This window comes from Micromonospora carbonacea, from assembly GCF_014205165.1.
GTDB classification, from domain to species: Bacteria; Actinomycetota; Actinomycetes; order Mycobacteriales; family Micromonosporaceae; genus Micromonospora; species Micromonospora carbonacea.
Genome location: NZ_JACHMZ010000001.1, coordinates 3611168 through 3626220, shown reverse-complemented (window position 1 = coordinate 3626220; position 15053 = coordinate 3611168). Strand labels below are relative to the sequence as shown.

Here is a 15053-nt window from a genome sequence, read left to right as displayed (position 1 = left end):
CGGGCGGGCACGGTGCTGCCCGCCCGGCGATCCGCCGACGCCTCACGTGCAGGGGCGCGCCCCCAGGTAGGTGCTGCCGTCGCCGGTGCCGCCCTCCGGGTCGAGGGCGTAGACGTGGAGCTGGGTGCCCGGCGTGCACCCGGAGATCGTGAACCGGAACCCGTGCACCCCGCCGATGCCGAAGAAGGCGTTCACGTCCGGCCGGTTGGTCGCGGTCGGGAAGTCGCCCAGGTGCGTCCCCACGCCCGCCGGACCGCCCCGGTAGACGGCCACCGTCGAGGAGGTCCCCGGCTGGTCGGTGTCGACGGCCCAGCCCTCCACGGTGGAGCCGGTCAGCAGCTCGAAGTTGCCGCGCGGGGGCGAGGTCCAGCGGAACACCCGGGTGTCGCCCGCGTTGAACGGCAGGTTCGCCAGCTGCGTGCAGGTGCGGCACAGCTCGACGTCGCTGGGGTAGAGGGCCGTCTCGTACACCCGGGGCATGGTCTGCGGCAGCCGGACGGTCCTCGTGCCGGTGGTGCCGGCGTGCACCATCAGCGTGTTGCCGGCGGCCTCCACGACGTCGCCGGCCGGCGCGAAGTGGTGCACGCCCGCGTCCTCGCTGATCCTGCGCAGCGCGGCCAGGGGCAGCTTGGGCGCGGCGGCGTACACCGACGTCCAGCTTCCGCCCGCGACGGGGACGGACTTGCGGGCCAGGGAGACCCCGCCCGCCTGGTAGGTGCCCAGCGTCGTCGCGCCCGCGTCGGTGACGGTGAACCACGGCGTCAGCGGGTAGGCCGGCCCGCCGCTCTGCCCGACGAACGAGTAGTTCTGCCCCAGGTTGGGCGTGCCGGTGCCCTTGGCGACCGTGATGTCGGTGAGCGCGGCCATCGAGGCGGTGGAGGCGGCCTGGTCGCCCTGCACATACCCGGCGGCGTACAGCGACAGCACGGTGCGGCCGGGCGTCTTCAGCCTGGTGTCGATCGCCGAGCGCACCGTCGGGGAGACCGCGTAGGCGTTGGGCAGGACCGCGAGCTTGATCGCGCTCAGGTCGAGGGTGCCCTTGGTCAGGTCGCTGAGCAGGTAGTGCCGCACGGGCGTGCCCAGCCGGGTCAGGTCGTCCATCAGGTTGGAGAGCTGGTCGCCGGCGAAGGCGTACGAGTTCTCCCCAGCGGGCGTCAGGGCGGGCTGGTAGTTGGCCGACACGTCGTCGACGAACACCGCGACCTGCGGCTGGTAGGCGTTCGCCCCGCCGTGCTGGATCTTGTCGGCCGCCCGGAACACCGACTGGAGGTTCGCCCACAGGGTCTCCGAGTCGGCGGCGCGCGCCGGGTCGCCGAACCAGCCGACGCCCTGTAGGTCGAGGAAGTGGAGGGCCCGGCCGCCGATCGCGGCGGTGGTCAGGTTGCGGCGCAGCAGGCGGATGCTGTCCCACAGGTTCGTGGCGGTCTGGAACGGGATCGGCTGGCAGTTCGCCGGCGCGCAGGCCAGCAGGGTACGCGTGTCGTCCTCGTCCAGCCACAGCTTGTTGGCCAGCCGCATGGTGTCCGGCGGTCCCTGCTGGACGAATCCGTTGCCGAGGCTGCGGCTGTCGCCGTACGAGTAGGGCACGCCGATGATGTCCACGGACGGGCTGTCGACAAGCGTCGCCAGGTCGTTGCTCCCGCTCATCCCCAGCTCGGTGCGCAGGCCGTAGAGGTAGCCGTAGAACACCGAGGTGAGGATGCGGTTGCCGGTCACCTGCTTGGCCCTGGCCAGCAGGCGGGTGATGGCCGCGACGTTGCGCGACGACAGGTACTGGTTGTACTTCGCGGCCCGCAGCGAGTTGAGGTCGGCCGGGTCCAGCACGGTGCCGCGCGACGCCCCCGAGGCCGGCGGCGACTGGCCGGGGACGGCGTTGTTGCGTTCGGTGGGGGTGGCCGACCGGCAGCCCGGGACCAGGCTCGCCGGCAGCGCGCTCCAGGCGCAGAAGCCGGCCTCGGCGCTGGCGGAGTAGTCGTCCAGGTAGAACGAGTGCCGCCCGCGCGGGCCGGGCCGGGTGCCCGCGTCGTTGGTCCAGGGGTAGAGCTGGCAGACCCGCACGCCGTCCGGGCCGGTGGCGCAGAGGCTCGGGCTGCCCCAGTCCAGCATCCTGTTGGCGGTGTCGTCGTAGCCGTAGGGCCGGTAGAACCACTCGCCGCCGTTCTCGTAGGCGATCAGCACCGCCATGACCCGGCCGGGATACTGGGCATCCATCCGCGTCAGCACCCGGCTGATCTGCTGCTCCTGGTAGGCCAGCCACGCCTCGCTGAACGTCCACGGGTGGCCCGCGCCGTTCGTGTCGTCGCGGACGTTGCCCTGGAGGTCCTTCATCCGCATGGGCTCGGCACCGGGCGGCGCGTCCTGGAGGTACAAGCGGACCATCAGGTACGGCCGGGGGTTGAGCTGGTTGAGCCGGCCCGCCAGTTGGTCGATGAACGCGTCGCTGGTGTTGTTGAGGTGCACCTGGAGCATGGGCGCGACGTTCATCTCCGGCGCGGCCGTGTTCGCCGCGGCCAGCTGGGCCTGGTAGTTGAAGTACGACCAGTCGTTCTGCCCGATCGGGGCGCTCTGCGTGTTGAGCGCCATGAAGAACGGCGTGGTCGTCCGGCAGCCGCCGCCCTGGTCGCAGAGCTGGATCACCTTGCGGCCGTTGCGGTTGACGATCGTCGACTGCGGCCCGGACCAGCCGTCGGCGTGGGCGTACGCGGTGGGCAGGACGGGGGTGAACGGCAGCACGATGAGCGCGGCCAGAACGGCGAGCAGTCGTCTCATGCGTCCTCCCGACGCGGCGCGGGGCAGATGGGGACGGGCGGGGACGGGCGGGGCGCGGCCACGGGACCGGGTCGCGCCCCGCCCGTCAGCCGGTGGGGCGGGCGCAGGCTAGAGGAGCAGGTAGCCGTGCGACCCCTCGGCGATCTGCCCTTCGCAGTTCGCGTCCGGCGAGTCGAAGTGCTCCCCGTTGCTGCGCACCCTGCACCGGTAGAAGACCTGGCTGGGGGCGGCCGGCGGTGCGTCGTAGACGTAGCCGATCACCCCGAGGAAGGTCTTTCCCTCGCAGCCGGCGGACAGGGAGGTGAACCTGTCGCTGCCCACCTGGCACTGGTAGAGGGCGTGCGTGCCGGCGACGGCGCTGGTGTGCACCTTGCCGAGCGGGCCCTCGGCCTGGTAGCTGCCGCCGGGGTGGGTGGTGGAGCTGACGTGGTCCCCGGCCCCGTAGTACCGGGTCAGCGTGGCGGTGCCGGGGGACGGCGGAGCGGCGCCGGTGTAGAGCAGGCGGTTCGGTGAGCCCGTGCCCGGGTTGCTGATCTTGCCGGGGGTCGAGGCGTCGAAGAGGGCGCTGGCGACCTGGGCCGGGGTCAGGCCGGGGTTGCCGGCGAGGACCAGCGCGGCGGCGCCCGCGACGTGCGGGGTGGCCATCGACGTGCCGCTGAGCGTGGCGGTGGCGGTGTCGCTGCCGTTGGACGACGAGACGATGCCGTCGCCGGGGGCGAAGATGTCGGTGCAGGTGCCCCAGTTCGAGAACGACGCGCGCGCGTCGGCCGTCGTGCTGGCGTTGACGGTGATCGCCTCGGCGACCCGGGCGGGGGAGTAGTTGCACGCGTCGAGGTTGCTGTTGCCGGAGGCGATGGCGTAGACGATGCCGTCGGCGATCGAGTTGCGCACGGCGTCCTCGAGGGCGCCCTGCGCGCCGCTGGCGCCGAGGCTCATGTTGGCCACGGCCGGCACGCCGGCGGCGTGGTGGCCGGTCACCCAGTCGACGCCGGCGGTGACGCCGGCCAGGGTGCCGCTGCCGCCGCAGTTGAGCACCTTGACCGCGACCAGCGAGACGCCCTTGGCGACGCCGTACTGGGCGCCGCCGATGGTGCCCGCGACGTGGGTGCCGTGGCCGTTGGTGGAGCAGTCCGAGTCGAGGCCGTCGCCGGTGGTGTTGGTGCCCCAGGTGGCCCTGCCGCCGAAGGTGCCGTGCGTGGTCCGGATGCCGGTGTCGATCACGTACGCGCGGACGGTGGACGCCGTCGTCGGGTACGAGTAGCTCGCGTCCAGCGGCAGGTCGCGCTGGTCGATCCGGTCCAGGCCCCAGGACGGCGGGCTGGGCTGGGTGTCGAGGGCCCGCACGGCGCGGTTCTGCTCGACGTACGACACGCCGGGCTCGGCCGCCAGCCGGCGGGCCGCGGCGCGGCTCATCGTGCCGGCGAAACCGCGCAGCGCGTGCGCGTAGGTGTGTTCCACCCCGACGGCGTACTTCGCGGCCAGGCGTCCGGTCCGGGCCGCGACGTCCGCGCGGCTGTCGCCGGCGGCCCGGTCGTCGAAGACGACGAGGTAACTGTCGGCGATGACGCCCGGATCTCCGGTTCCCCGCACCTCGCCCGCAGCATTTGCCGGAGATGCTATTCCCATTGCCAGGATGGTTGTCACTGCCGTGAACGCGGCGAGCCCGGCCACATTCGGTCGGCGCACTCGGAAATGATCCATGGTCGTGCATGATTCAGCAACAATAGCTGCGTGTCAATATTTTAGAATGGTTTTGCTGGTCGGGTGTATGTGGCCGGCGTCGGCGGGTGCCGGCTAGATCCTTTTTGGTGGAGCATTGCCGGGTGCGGGTCGATCGGTTATGGTCCTTGTCTGAATATCATGGATATTGCTGTCGATCCCGGCGATCCAGGCCACGTAACCGCCATCCCTGTCATAGTTGGAGTAATGCGCGATGGCCGTGAACAATCGTCACCTGCTGCTGATCCACACCAGTCCGTTCCACGGTTGTGAGAACGAGTTCAATCACTGGTACGACCGTGTTCATCTCGCCGAGGTTCTCGCCGTCCCCGGTTTCGTCGGGGCGCAGCGTTTCATCCTCCCGCAGACCCCTGGCGAACGCCGGCGGTACGTCGCGATCTACGAGCTCGAATCCGACGACATCGCGGCCACCATGGAGCGGTTCGAGAAGGCACGACCAACGATGTCGACCACGCCGGCCCTCGACCCGGCCAGCGTCACCGTCGAGCTGCTGACCGCAGTGACCCCGATGGTGACACCAGGGCAACCGCAGTGACGACGGAGGACGGACTCATCGAATCGACGACACCGGTATCCGAAGGGCAGTCCGCCACCGGCAACGGGCTGTCGACCCTGGACCACGACGAGAACCCGAGCTGGCGGGTCGACGCCTCGCAGGCGGTGAGCTACGAGGTGCGCCTGTGCCGGGGGCTGCTCGACCCGGCCTCCGACCTGATGGTGACCGCCGCGAGCGCGGACGGCGGCCCCGGCCGACGCCGCCTCGTCGTGCTGGACTCCCAGGTGGACGTCCTGATCGGCGAACGCATCAGGGCCTACCTGAAGGCCCACCGGGTGACCTACGAGCTGTGCGTCATCGAGGCCGACGAGCGCCGCAAGACGATGGCGTCGGTGTTCCGCGTGGTGTCGGCCATGGACGCGTTCGGCGTGGCCCGACGCCGCGAACCCGTCATCGCGGTGGGCGGGGGAGTGCTCACCGACATCGTCGGGCTCGCCGCCAGCCTCTACCGCCGCTCGACGCCGTACGTGCGGGTGCCGACCACCCTGATCGGCATGGTGGACGCCGGGATCGGCTCGAAGACCGGCGTGAACTTCAGCGACCACAAGAACCGGCTCGGCACGTACCACCCCTCCGCGACCACGCTGATCGACCCGGGCTTCCTGGCCACGCTGCCCGCGCGGCACCTGCGCAACGGGCTCGCCGAGGTGCTCAAGATGGCGCTGATCAAGGACCGCCGCCTGTTCGAGCTCCTCGCCGTCCACGGCGCCCGCATCGTCGCCGAGCGGATGCAGCCCGCCGACAGCGCCGACGGCGGCGCGGCGGCGCTGGCCGTGATCCGCCTCGCGATCGGCGGCATGCTCCAGGAGTTGCAACCGAACCTCTGGGAACACCAGCTCGAACGGGTCGTCGACTACGGCCACTCGTTCTCGCCGGTGATCGAGATGCGGGCGCTTCCGGAGCTGCTGCACGGCGAGGCCGTCGCCGTGGACATGGCGCTGTCGCTCGTGCTCGCCCACCACCGCGGCCTGCTCTCCGCCGAGGAGCTGACCCGCGCGCGCCGGGTCCTGGGCGAGCTCGGCCTGCCGACCTGGCATCCGGTCTGTTCCACCGAGCTGCTCACCGAGGCGCTGGCCGACACCGTGCGCCACCGCGACGGCCGGCAGCTCATCCCCCTCACGGCCGGCATCGGCCAGGCCCGCTTCGTCGACGACGTGACCCCCGCGGAGCTGACCGCGGCCCTGGCCGGCCTGGAGCCGAACTGGACGTCGATGGCGGCGGCCCCGTCCGCGCCGACGCAGGGGAGCCACGGATGAACGGCGTACGCGCGGTGCTGCTGGCCGGCGGCCGGGGAGAACGGATGGGCCCGTTGGGCGCCGGCCGGCTCAAGCCGCTGATCCCGTTCGGCGGGACGAGCCGGCTGATCGACTTCAGCCTGCGCAACGCCTGCGACTCCGGCCTCGACGAGGTGCTGCTGCTGTCGCAGTACGAGGAACGCATGCTGATGGACGACCTGCACCGGGTCTGGAACCGCACGCCGGGGTTCCGCGCCCACTTCGGGCCCTACGACGAGGCGTACCGCCGCGCCGCGCCCGGCACCCTCCCGGCCGCCCTGCCGGAACGGACCTGGCCCGCCGAGCGGGGCACCGCGGACGCCCTGATCAGCAAGGAACGCTGGGTCTTCGGCGGCGCGCCCCGCGACGTCCTGGTGCTGCACGCCGACCACGTGTACCGCTTCGACTACCGGGGCATGCTGCGCGAGCACCGGGCGTCGAAGGCCGCGCTGACGGTCGCGTACCAGCGGATCGAACGCCGCTTCGTGCGCCTGTTCGGCATGGTCGAGTTCGACGACGCCGGCCACCTCACCGCGTTCGTCGAGAAGCCCGCCGAGCCCACGAGCGACCTGGTGTTCGCGGCGTTCTGCCTGTTCGACGCCCGGATCCTGCGCCGCTACCTGGAGCAGCTCGCCGGCACCGCCTGGCAGCACGACATCAGCCGCGACGTGATCCCCGCCATGCTGGCCGGCGGGGAGCTCATCCGCGGCCACCGGGTGCCGGGCTACTGGGAGGACATCGGCACCGTCGACCGCTACCACCTGGCGCACCGCTCGCTGCTGGCGCGGCCGCCGTCGATCCCCCTCGCCGACCTGCCCGCCACCGTGCGGCCGGAGGTCGCGCGGCGGATGGTCGACGAGGCGCCGGGGATCCGTCGTTCGCTCGTCCCGGCCGACCTGGTCAACCACGGCGAGATCACGCACAGCGTCGTCTACCCCGGCGCCCGCGTGGGCGCGGGCGCGGTGGTGCACGACAGCGTGCTGCTGCCGGGGGCGACGGTGGCGGCCGGGGCCCGGATCGACGGGGCGATCGTCCTGGAGGACGGCGCCGTCGCGCAGTGCGCCGCCGATGCCGCCGCCGAGGCCCACCGATGACCGACCGGGGCGGCCCGTTCGTCGTCGCCGACATCGGCGGGACGACCCTGCGAATCGGGCACGTGACGGCGGGCGACCCCGTCGTACGGGGGGTGCGCCGCGTCGCGACCGAAGGGTTGGCCCGCTATCCCGACGCCCCCGTGGCCGAGCTCCAGCAGCGGGTGCTGGGTCAGCTCACCACGGAACTCGCCGCGTACCTCGTCAGGTCCGAGGCCGCCGGGAGCCGGGCGGTGGGCCTGTCGTTCGCCGGGCCGACCACCGCCGACGGCGTCGCCCTCGCCGCCCCGACCATCTGGGGCGAGGGCGGCGGGTCGGTGGCGCTGAACGCCCACCTCGGCGCGCGGCTCGGGCTCCCGGTGCTGACCGTCAACGACATCACCGCGGCGGCGTGGCGCTACGCCCGCGCCGAGGACGACGCCTTCTGCCTGTTCACCGTCAGCTCGGGCGTCGGCAGCAAGGTCTTCCGCCGGGGCGAGGTGCTCGTCGACGACGCCGGCTTCGGCGGCGAACTCGGCCACTGGCGGGTCGACTGGAGCGGCACCGCCCCGCCGTGCGACTGCGGCGGTCGCGGACACCTCGGCGGCATCGCCTCCGGACGCGGCATCCTGCGGGCCGTGCGGGTCGCCGCCCGGCAGCGGCCGGGCGAGTTCGCCGGCTCGGCGCTGGCCGCGTCGTCGGCGGGCCGCCCGGAGGGCATCACGAACGAGGCCGTCGCCGGGGCCGTGCGGCGCGGGGACAGCTTCGCCGTCGACGTCCTGCGCGCCGCGCTCCGGCCGCTCGCGCTGGCGGTCGCGAGCGTCTTCTCCTCGATCGGCATCCGCCGGTACATCTTCATCGGCGGCTTCGCGGTCGCCGTGGGGCAGCCGTTCGTGGACATCCTCGGCGACGAACTCACCGAACTGGGCTGTTTCGGCCTGACCCCGCCCCAGGTGCGCGCGATGCTCATGCTGGGCGCGGCCGACGACGACCACAGCCTGATCGGTGTCGGCCGGATGCTCGCCGCGGCCGGCGCGGATCCCCGACTCGCAGCGGAGGCCGCGCATGCGTACGTTGATCGTTGGTAGTGGATTCGTCGGCAGGGCGGTGGCCGACCGGCTCGCCCGCGCGGGCGAGCGACCCGTCCTCGCGTCCCGACGCCCGCCGCAGCACGCGGCGGCCCCGTGGACCCCGCTCGACGTCACGGACCCGGCCTCCTGCGCCCGCGTGCTCGCCGACACGGCGGCCGAGCAGGTCGTGCTGGTCCACGGGCCGTCCGACGTGACCTGGTGCGACCGGCACCCGGACGAGGCGATGGCCGGCCACCGGACGGCGGCCCGCAACATGCTCGCCGCCGCCGGTGACCGCCGGGTGGTGCTCATCTCGACCGACAACGTCTTCGACGGCAGCCGGCCCGACTGCGCCGAGTCGACGCCGACGGCCCCGCCGAACGCCTACGGCCGCGCCAAGCTCGCCGCCGAACAGGTGTTCGCCGGGCACGCCGCCGCCACCGTGCTGCGGGTCAGCCTCGTCTACGGCTGGGAGCCGGCGGACAGCGCCAAGTGGCTCAACTTCTTCGCGGCCTGCGCGCACCGCCTGCTCGCCGGGGAACCGGTGGCCGTCCCCCACGACCAGTGGACCACCCCGGTGCTGGTCGACGACGTCGCCGCGGTGACGGCCGCCGTGCTGGCCGCCCGCGACCTCCCGCTGCTGCACCTCGGCGGACCGGACCGGATCTCGCGCGCCGACTGGGCGCTGCTCATCGCGGCGGAGCTCGGCGTCGACCCGGGGCTCGTCGTCGCCGAGCCGCGCGCCGCCGGACGCTACGCGGGGCGGCCGGAGAACACCTGCCTGACCAGCACCCTGCTGTCCCGGACACCCGCCACCGCCGGCGTGACCGTCCGGGGCGTCCGCGAGGCCGCCCGGCTCCTGGTCGCCGACGGCGTGTGGGCGGCCCGGTGAGCGCCCCGGACGGCCCGGTGACCCGCCGGATCACCGGCCGCACCGTCTACCGCAACGCCTGGATGACCGTGCGCGAGGACGCCGTGGAACGCCCCGACGGCTCCCGCGGCGTCTACGGCGTGGTCGACAAGCCGGACTTCGCCCTCGTCGTCCCGGCCGAGCCGGACGGGTTCCACCTCGTCGAGCAGTACCGCTACCCGGTGGGCGGTCGGTACTGGGAGTTCCCGCAGGGCTCGTGGCCCGAACCGGCCGGCGGGCGCAGCGCCGAGGAGCTCGCGGCCGCCGAACTGCGCGAGGAGACCGGCCTGACCGCCGGCAGCATGCGCCACCTCGGCCGCGTCCACGTGGCGTACGGCTACGCCAGCCAGGGCTGCCACATCTTCCTCGCCACCGACCTGGTCGCCGGGCCGCCCGCGCGGGAGGCCAGCGAGAGCGACCTGGTGCACCGGTTCGTGACCCACGCCGAGCTGCGGCAGCTCGTCGTCGACGGCAGCTTCACCGACGCCGTCTCGCTGGCGGCGCTTACCCTGCTCGACGGGAGATACCGATGAACCGCCCCGGCATACCCGGCGCGCAGCGCGTCGACCACGTGGCGCTCACGGTCGCCGACCTCGACGCGGCCACCGCGTTCGCCGTCGACGTCCTCGGCGGCGAGGTCGTGTACCGCCTGCCGCCGCTGGCCCGCAGCGACGACTGGATGAGCGAGCACCTCGACGTGCCGCCCCGGGCCACGGCGGAGATCGCGCTGATCCGCCTCGGCCCCACCACCAACCTCGAACTCTTCCAGTACACCGTCGCCGGGCAGGCCACCACGCCGCCGCGCCGGCACGACCCCGGCCACCAGCACCTCGGCTTCCTCGTGGCCGACGTCGCCGAGGCCGCCGCCGCCGTGCACCGGCTCAGCGGGCTCACCCCGCAGGGCCCCGTCCAGGCCGCCGGGGGGCGGTCACCGCTCGCCGGGGCGTGCCGGGCCCGCTTCCGTACGCCGTGGGGGCTGGCGTTCGAGCTGCGGTCGCCGCCGCCCGGGGCCCCCGACCCGGCGGCCCGGCACCGCCCGGACGGGCCCTGGACCAACCGCGACGGCGCTCCGCCCGGTCCGCCGCCGATCACCGGGCTGCGCGGGGTGGACCACATCGGCTACACCGTCGCCGACCTGGACGAGGCGCTCGCCGTGTTCGCCGACGTGCTCGGCGGAGAGCTGCTGCACCGGGCCGCCGAGACCGACCCCGACGGCCCGGTGGAGGTCGCCACCCTGCGGATGGGCCCCACCGACAACGTGGAGCTGCGCACCTTCGCCGGCACCGACCGGGCGGTCCCGCCGCCGCGCAACTGCGACGTCGGCGGCCGGCACCTCGCCGTCCACGTCCGCGACGTCGACGCCGCCGCGCGTCACCTCGCGGCCCGTCCCGGGTTCACCGTCCTGGGCGCGCCCGAGACCATCGACGACGGGCCGATCGCCGGCGACCGGTGGGTCTACGTGCGCAGCCCGATCGGCCTGCACGTCGAGGTCGTCCGGATGCCCGACGGCACGCTGCCGTACGAGCGGACCACGGCGGCACGGCGGGCCCCGGCCGGTGCCCTGAGCTGGACGGACCGGTGATCCGCGCCGCCGGCGTCGACGCCGCGCGCCCCCGCCACGGCACCGGCGTCGGATGCCCGCCCGGTCCCGCCGTCCGGGCGGCCCGATGACCGGCCCGACCTTCGGCCACTACCCGGGGAGTTGACGATGTCCCTCGTCCAACCGTCGCATCCGCAGACCCTCGCGTCGGCCGTCGCCGACAGCCTGGTCGTCGCCGCCGACCCGCAGGCGCCCGAGTCCAGCATCTTCTACTGGGAACGCGGACGCCCCTACACCCGGGCCGTGGTGGACGCGGTGCGCGACGTCGACGACGTCGAGGTCCGCCGGCTGGCCGAGGCCCTGCTCGCCGACACCCGCAACCCCCGGGCGTACGCCGCCCTGCACCGGGCCCTGACCGCGCTGGCCGCCGCGCCGCCGTCGGACAAGGTGGCCGCGCTGTTCGCCCACGGCTGGCGGGCCGAGTCCAACTGCCGCCTCGGCAGCCACCTCGGCGCGCTGTACGGCACCCGGCCGGTGCGGCGCTGGGCGTCCTTCGAGGAGCTGCGCACCCTCCCGCCGGGGCCCCCGCCGGGCGACCCGGCACGCGCCCAGATCCTCGTCGTCGTCCCGTTCCGGGACCGGACGCCCGACCGGACCCGGCTGCGCAACCTGCTCGCCTGCCTCGCCTCGCTGCGCGACCAGTCCGCGCCGCGCGAGGAGTACCGGGTCCTCGTCGTCGAGGCCGACACCGAGCCGCGCTCGCAGCAGGTGATCGAGCCGTACGCCGACGACTACCTGTGGGTGCACAAGGACGGCCTGTTCAACAAGTCGTGGGCGGTCAACGTCGGGGTCGTCAACGCCCCCGGCGACCCCGAGGTGGTGTGCATCCTCGACGCGGACGTGCTGGCCGACCGCGACTTCGTCGCCCGCAACGCGCGCCGGTTCAACCGCCCCGGCACCATGGGCCACCTCAGCTACCGCGACATGTGGTGCCTCGACGCCGAGTCCACCGCCTACGCCATCGAGCAGCGGCTGGCCCAGGGCAGCGCCCAGGTCGACCCGGACCGGCTACGGGCCTTCGTGCTGCGCCGCCCGCCCGGCTGCTGCGTCTGGGTGCGCAGGTCGGCGTTCCTGCGCATCGACGGCATGGACGAACGGTTCGAGGGCTGGGGCGGCGAGGACAACGACTTCAGCTACCGGATGGACACCAACTCGGCGTTCGACTCCTACGACGACCCGCTGCTGCACATGTACCACCCGTCGTCGGCGCTGCTGCGCGCCGACGGCGAACTCATCAACGCCCACATCCCCGCGCTGACCTGGCGGGCCGAGACGCCGATCGGCGACCCGAAGCGCTTCGTCGACGGCCCCGCGCCCGCCTCCTACGACGGCGAGGTGCGACTCGCGACCCAGGTCATGACCGGCATCACCGAACGAGAGGCGAGCAGCGCATGACAACCGCAATCCCCACCCTCGACCTGGCGCGCTGGCGGTCGGCGGACCCGGACGAGCGAGCCCGGACGTCGGCCGAGCTGGACGCCGCGCTCCGGCAGACCGGCATGTTCCTCCTCGCCGGCCACGGCGTGCCGGCCGACCTGACCGCGCGGATGCGCGCCGTCGGGCACGCGTTCATGCGGCTGACCCCTGAGCAGAAGCGCCGCTACGCGGTCGGCCGCCCGTACGACAACGGGTGGCGGGGCCTGGGCGCGTTGCAGGCCAGCGCGGTGGACGGCATGGTCAGCGCCCCCGACCTGCACGAGGCGTACCACATGGGCCCCCAGCACCGGACCGGGGACGCGAGGTTCGACTGGCTCTACTACCCGGACAACAAGTGGCCGACGGAGCTGCCGGAGCTGCGCGAGGTCGCCACCGAGTACACCGGCCACCTCAACCGGCTCGCGCTGGAGGTCCTGGAGGTCCTCGCCGTCACCCTCGGCGTCCCGGCCGACCACTTCACCTCCCGCTCCCAGCGGGCGACGTGGACGCAGAACGTCAACTGGTACCCGCCGCTGTCGGCGGTGGGTCGGCTGGAGGAGGGCCAGATGCGGGTCGGGCCGCACTCCGACTTCGGCACGATCACCTTCCTCGACCGGCAGCAGGGCGTCGGCGGGCTGGAGGCGTGGAACGCCGAGGACGGCTGGTTCAAGCCGCCGTTCGTGCCCGGCACGCTGGTGGTGAACCTGGGCGACATGATGAACCTCTGGACCGACGGCCGGTGGCAGGCGCTGCGCCACCGCGTCCTGGCGCCCCCGGCCAGCGACCCCGACGAGGAACTGGTGTCGCTGGTCTTCTTCTTCGAGGCGGACCCGGACGCCGAGGTGCGCCCGCTCGCCCCGCCCGCCGGTGGCGGCGAGGGCATGGCGCCGGTCGTCGCCGGCGAGTCGATCCTGGAGAAGGTGGGGGTCACCCTCACCCTCGCCGACTGACGCGCCACGCACGGCCGGGGACGGGGCACGCGCCCCGTCCCCGGCCGTGCGTCAGCCGGTCGTGGCCGCGACCGGGGCGCCGGCCCACACGCAGCGGCCGTCCCGGCAGGTCACCAGCACGGCCACCGGGCCCGCGGTCGCCGGGCCGGTGCCGGCGAACGACCCGTCGTCCTGCCGGTCCAGCGCGATCACCGCCACGGGGTCACCCGGATACACCAGCTCCACCCGGGCCGCCTCGGGGTGGGCCCAGCGCACCGAGACCCCGTCCGGGCCGGCGACCGCCGTGCCGACGCCACCGTCGTGGCCGGGTGAGGACGTCGGCGGCAGGACGTCGGGGCCCGACCGCCCGCCGGGCCAGGTGCCCGCGACGCACGCCGCGAACACGGCGAGGAACCGGTCGGCGGCCCGGGACCAGGTGAACTCGCGGGCGGTCGCCACGGCCCGCGAGCGGAGCGTGTCGACCAGCGGCGACCCGGCGCGGACCAGCGCCAGCATGCGGGCCAGGCCGCCGTGCACCGCGTCGGTCAGGTCCGGGTCGGCGACCCGGAAGGAGCGGGGCAGGGCGAGCCCGGTCGCCGTCGGCGCGTCCAGGTCGAACGAGTGCCGGAAGTGGCGCATGCCCCGCTGCGCCGTGGCGACCGGCACCGCGCCGCTGGCCATGGCCTCGCCCATCGCCATCAGGAAGGTGTCCATCTCGAACTTCGCCGGGAACACGCACAGGTCGCTGGAGGCCGCCCAGTCCATCAGCTCCGCGGGCGCCATCGGCCCGGTGCGGATCCGGACCTGCCCGGGGTGGTCGGCGGCCAGGGCGGCGAGGTCGGCGTCCTGCGGCGGGTGCGGGGCCAGGCAGTGCAGCAGCAGGTTGAAGCGCTCGCCCTCGTCCAGCAGCCGTCGCGCCCCCCGGAACAGCTCCCGCAGCCCCTTGTGCTCCACCGAGTACCGCCCGTTGTGGTAGACGGTCGGCAGGGCCGGGTCGAGGCCGAGCGCGGTCAGGGTCCGCCGCCGCCGCTCGTCGTCGCGCGCCACGTCCAGCCATTCGTCGCCGATGGCGCACCCGCCGACCATCAGCCGGTCCGCCCGCGACCACAGCTCGCGGCGGACGGCCAGCTCGGCGAAGAGCTGGGCGAAAGGCGTCTCGGCCTGGGTGAGGGCGTGTTCGAGCTGCCCCTCGGAGAGGAAGTCCACGGCGTCGGCCGAGCGGGCCACCAGGGCCAGCGCGCTGACGTAGTCGTGCCCCGGCCGCTGCGGCTGGTCGCGGTAGAGCAGGGTCTGCGGCAGGAACGCCCGCATGGCCCGGTGCAGCGGCGCGTCCAGGGGCGGGTCCGCGAGCCCGTCGACGACCGTGGGGTCGGCGTCGAGGTCGCGCAGCAGGGCCCGGGCCTGCGGCGCGTAGACCTTGGTGTTGACCGGAAGGTTCGTCTGCACGGTCGAGACGACGGGGAAGCCGTACGCCGACAGCGCCGCGGGCAGCAGGTGGTGCAGGACGGGCTCGTGCAGGTGCACGACGGTCTGCGCGGTTTCCTGGCCGGAGAGGAAGCGGGCGGCGAGGATCTGGAACACCAGCGGCTTGAGGAACGTCGGGTCCGTCCCCTCGGCGGCCGCCGGTGGGTGCAGCGTGTCGGTGTGGGAGTCGAGAATCTCGTTGCCGAGCAGGATCACGTCGATTCCCTCGACGGTCATCCGATAGGCGCGCGCGGT

General features: G+C 73.7%; 12 protein-coding genes. 9 read left to right on the top strand and 3 right to left on the bottom strand.

Features of this window, described 5'->3' with window-relative positions; genetic code table 11:
• Window positions 1–42 precede the first annotated feature (42 nt).
• Window positions 43–2769, bottom strand: coding sequence for a hypothetical protein (locus tag HDA31_RS15525; RefSeq protein WP_178064665.1), 2727 nt, complete (start codon window positions 2767–2769; stop codon window positions 43–45).
• 108 nt (window positions 2770–2877) lie between these two features.
• Window positions 2878–4359 carry a S8 family peptidase gene (locus tag HDA31_RS15515; RefSeq protein ID WP_376701387.1) on the bottom strand — a complete coding sequence of 494 codons (1482 nt, stop codon included), beginning with the start codon at window positions 4357–4359 and terminating at the stop codon, window positions 2878–2880.
• 343 nt (window positions 4360–4702) lie between these two features.
• On the opposite strand from HDA31_RS15515, the gene HDA31_RS15510 reads away from it, so the two are divergent.
• The 9 genes from HDA31_RS15510 (at window position 4703) to HDA31_RS15470 (ending at window position 13355) form a co-directional block, all read left to right on the top strand.
• Window positions 4703–5044 carry a DUF4286 family protein gene (locus HDA31_RS15510; protein ID WP_178064667.1) on the top strand — a complete coding sequence of 114 codons (342 nt, stop codon included), beginning with the start codon at window positions 4703–4705 and terminating at the stop codon, window positions 5042–5044.
• Window positions 5041–6321, top strand: coding sequence for a sedoheptulose 7-phosphate cyclase (locus HDA31_RS15505; protein WP_246384608.1), 1281 nt, complete (start codon window positions 5041–5043; stop codon window positions 6319–6321). The genes HDA31_RS15510 and HDA31_RS15505 overlap by 4 nt, the downstream gene beginning before the upstream one ends.
• On the top strand, window positions 6318–7433 hold the full coding sequence (locus tag HDA31_RS15500) for a sugar phosphate nucleotidyltransferase (RefSeq protein WP_178064668.1): 1116 nt from the start codon (window positions 6318–6320) through the stop codon (window positions 7431–7433). The genes HDA31_RS15505 and HDA31_RS15500 overlap by 4 nt, the downstream gene beginning before the upstream one ends.
• Window positions 7430–8497 carry an ROK family protein gene (locus HDA31_RS15495; RefSeq protein ID WP_178064669.1) on the top strand — a complete coding sequence of 356 codons (1068 nt, stop codon included), beginning with the start codon at window positions 7430–7432 and terminating at the stop codon, window positions 8495–8497. The genes HDA31_RS15500 and HDA31_RS15495 overlap by 4 nt, the downstream gene beginning before the upstream one ends.
• Window positions 8475–9371, top strand: coding sequence for an SDR family oxidoreductase (locus HDA31_RS15490; protein WP_178064670.1), 897 nt, complete (start codon window positions 8475–8477; stop codon window positions 9369–9371). The genes HDA31_RS15495 and HDA31_RS15490 overlap by 23 nt, the downstream gene beginning before the upstream one ends.
• Window positions 9368–9922 (top strand): NUDIX domain-containing protein, encoded by a 555-nt coding sequence (locus HDA31_RS15485; RefSeq protein WP_246384609.1) that lies wholly within the window; start codon window positions 9368–9370, stop codon window positions 9920–9922. Before HDA31_RS15490 ends, HDA31_RS15485 begins: the two co-directional genes overlap by 4 nt.
• Window positions 9919–10971, top strand: a complete 1053-nt coding sequence (locus HDA31_RS15480) for a VOC family protein (RefSeq protein ID WP_178064671.1) — start codon at window positions 9919–9921, stop codon at window positions 10969–10971. The genes HDA31_RS15485 and HDA31_RS15480 overlap by 4 nt, the downstream gene beginning before the upstream one ends.
• Window positions 10972–11097: 126 nt before the next feature.
• Window positions 11098–12384 carry a glycosyltransferase family 2 protein gene (locus tag HDA31_RS15475; RefSeq protein ID WP_178064672.1) on the top strand — a complete coding sequence of 429 codons (1287 nt, stop codon included), beginning with the start codon at window positions 11098–11100 and terminating at the stop codon, window positions 12382–12384.
• On the top strand, window positions 12381–13355 hold the full coding sequence (locus HDA31_RS15470; protein ID WP_178064673.1) for an isopenicillin N synthase family dioxygenase: 975 nt from the start codon (window positions 12381–12383) through the stop codon (window positions 13353–13355). Before HDA31_RS15475 ends, HDA31_RS15470 begins: the two co-directional genes overlap by 4 nt.
• Window positions 13356–13406: 51 nt before the next feature.
• Here the strand turns inward: HDA31_RS15470 and HDA31_RS15465 are convergent, their stop codons facing one another.
• Window positions 13407–15035 (bottom strand): glycosyltransferase, encoded by a 1629-nt coding sequence (locus HDA31_RS15465; RefSeq protein WP_221486624.1) that lies wholly within the window; start codon window positions 15033–15035, stop codon window positions 13407–13409.
• Window positions 15036–15053: the final 18 nt, after the last annotated feature.

Excerpts from the sequence above, each read along its gene's own strand:
- HDA31_RS15525 (WP_178064665.1), bottom strand. The coding sequence starts at position 2,769 with ATGAGACGACTGCTCGCCGTTCTGGCCGCGCTCATCGTGCTGCCGTTC.
- HDA31_RS15510 (WP_178064667.1), top strand. The coding sequence starts at position 4,703 with ATGGCCGTGAACAATCGTCACCTGCTGCTGATCCACACCAGTCCGTTC.
- HDA31_RS15500 (WP_178064668.1), top strand. The coding sequence starts at position 6,318 with ATGAACGGCGTACGCGCGGTGCTGCTGGCCGGCGGCCGGGGAGAACGG.
- HDA31_RS15495 (WP_178064669.1), top strand. The coding sequence starts at position 7,430 with ATGACCGACCGGGGCGGCCCGTTCGTCGTCGCCGACATCGGCGGGACG.
- HDA31_RS15490 (WP_178064670.1), top strand. The coding sequence starts at position 8,475 with ATGCGTACGTTGATCGTTGGTAGTGGATTCGTCGGCAGGGCGGTGGCC.
- HDA31_RS15480 (WP_178064671.1), top strand. The coding sequence starts at position 9,919 with ATGAACCGCCCCGGCATACCCGGCGCGCAGCGCGTCGACCACGTGGCG.
- HDA31_RS15475 (WP_178064672.1), top strand. The coding sequence starts at position 11,098 with ATGTCCCTCGTCCAACCGTCGCATCCGCAGACCCTCGCGTCGGCCGTC.
- HDA31_RS15470 (WP_178064673.1), top strand. The coding sequence starts at position 12,381 with ATGACAACCGCAATCCCCACCCTCGACCTGGCGCGCTGGCGGTCGGCG.
- HDA31_RS15465 (WP_221486624.1), bottom strand. The coding sequence starts at position 15,035 with ATGACCGTCGAGGGAATCGACGTGATCCTGCTCGGCAACGAGATTCTC.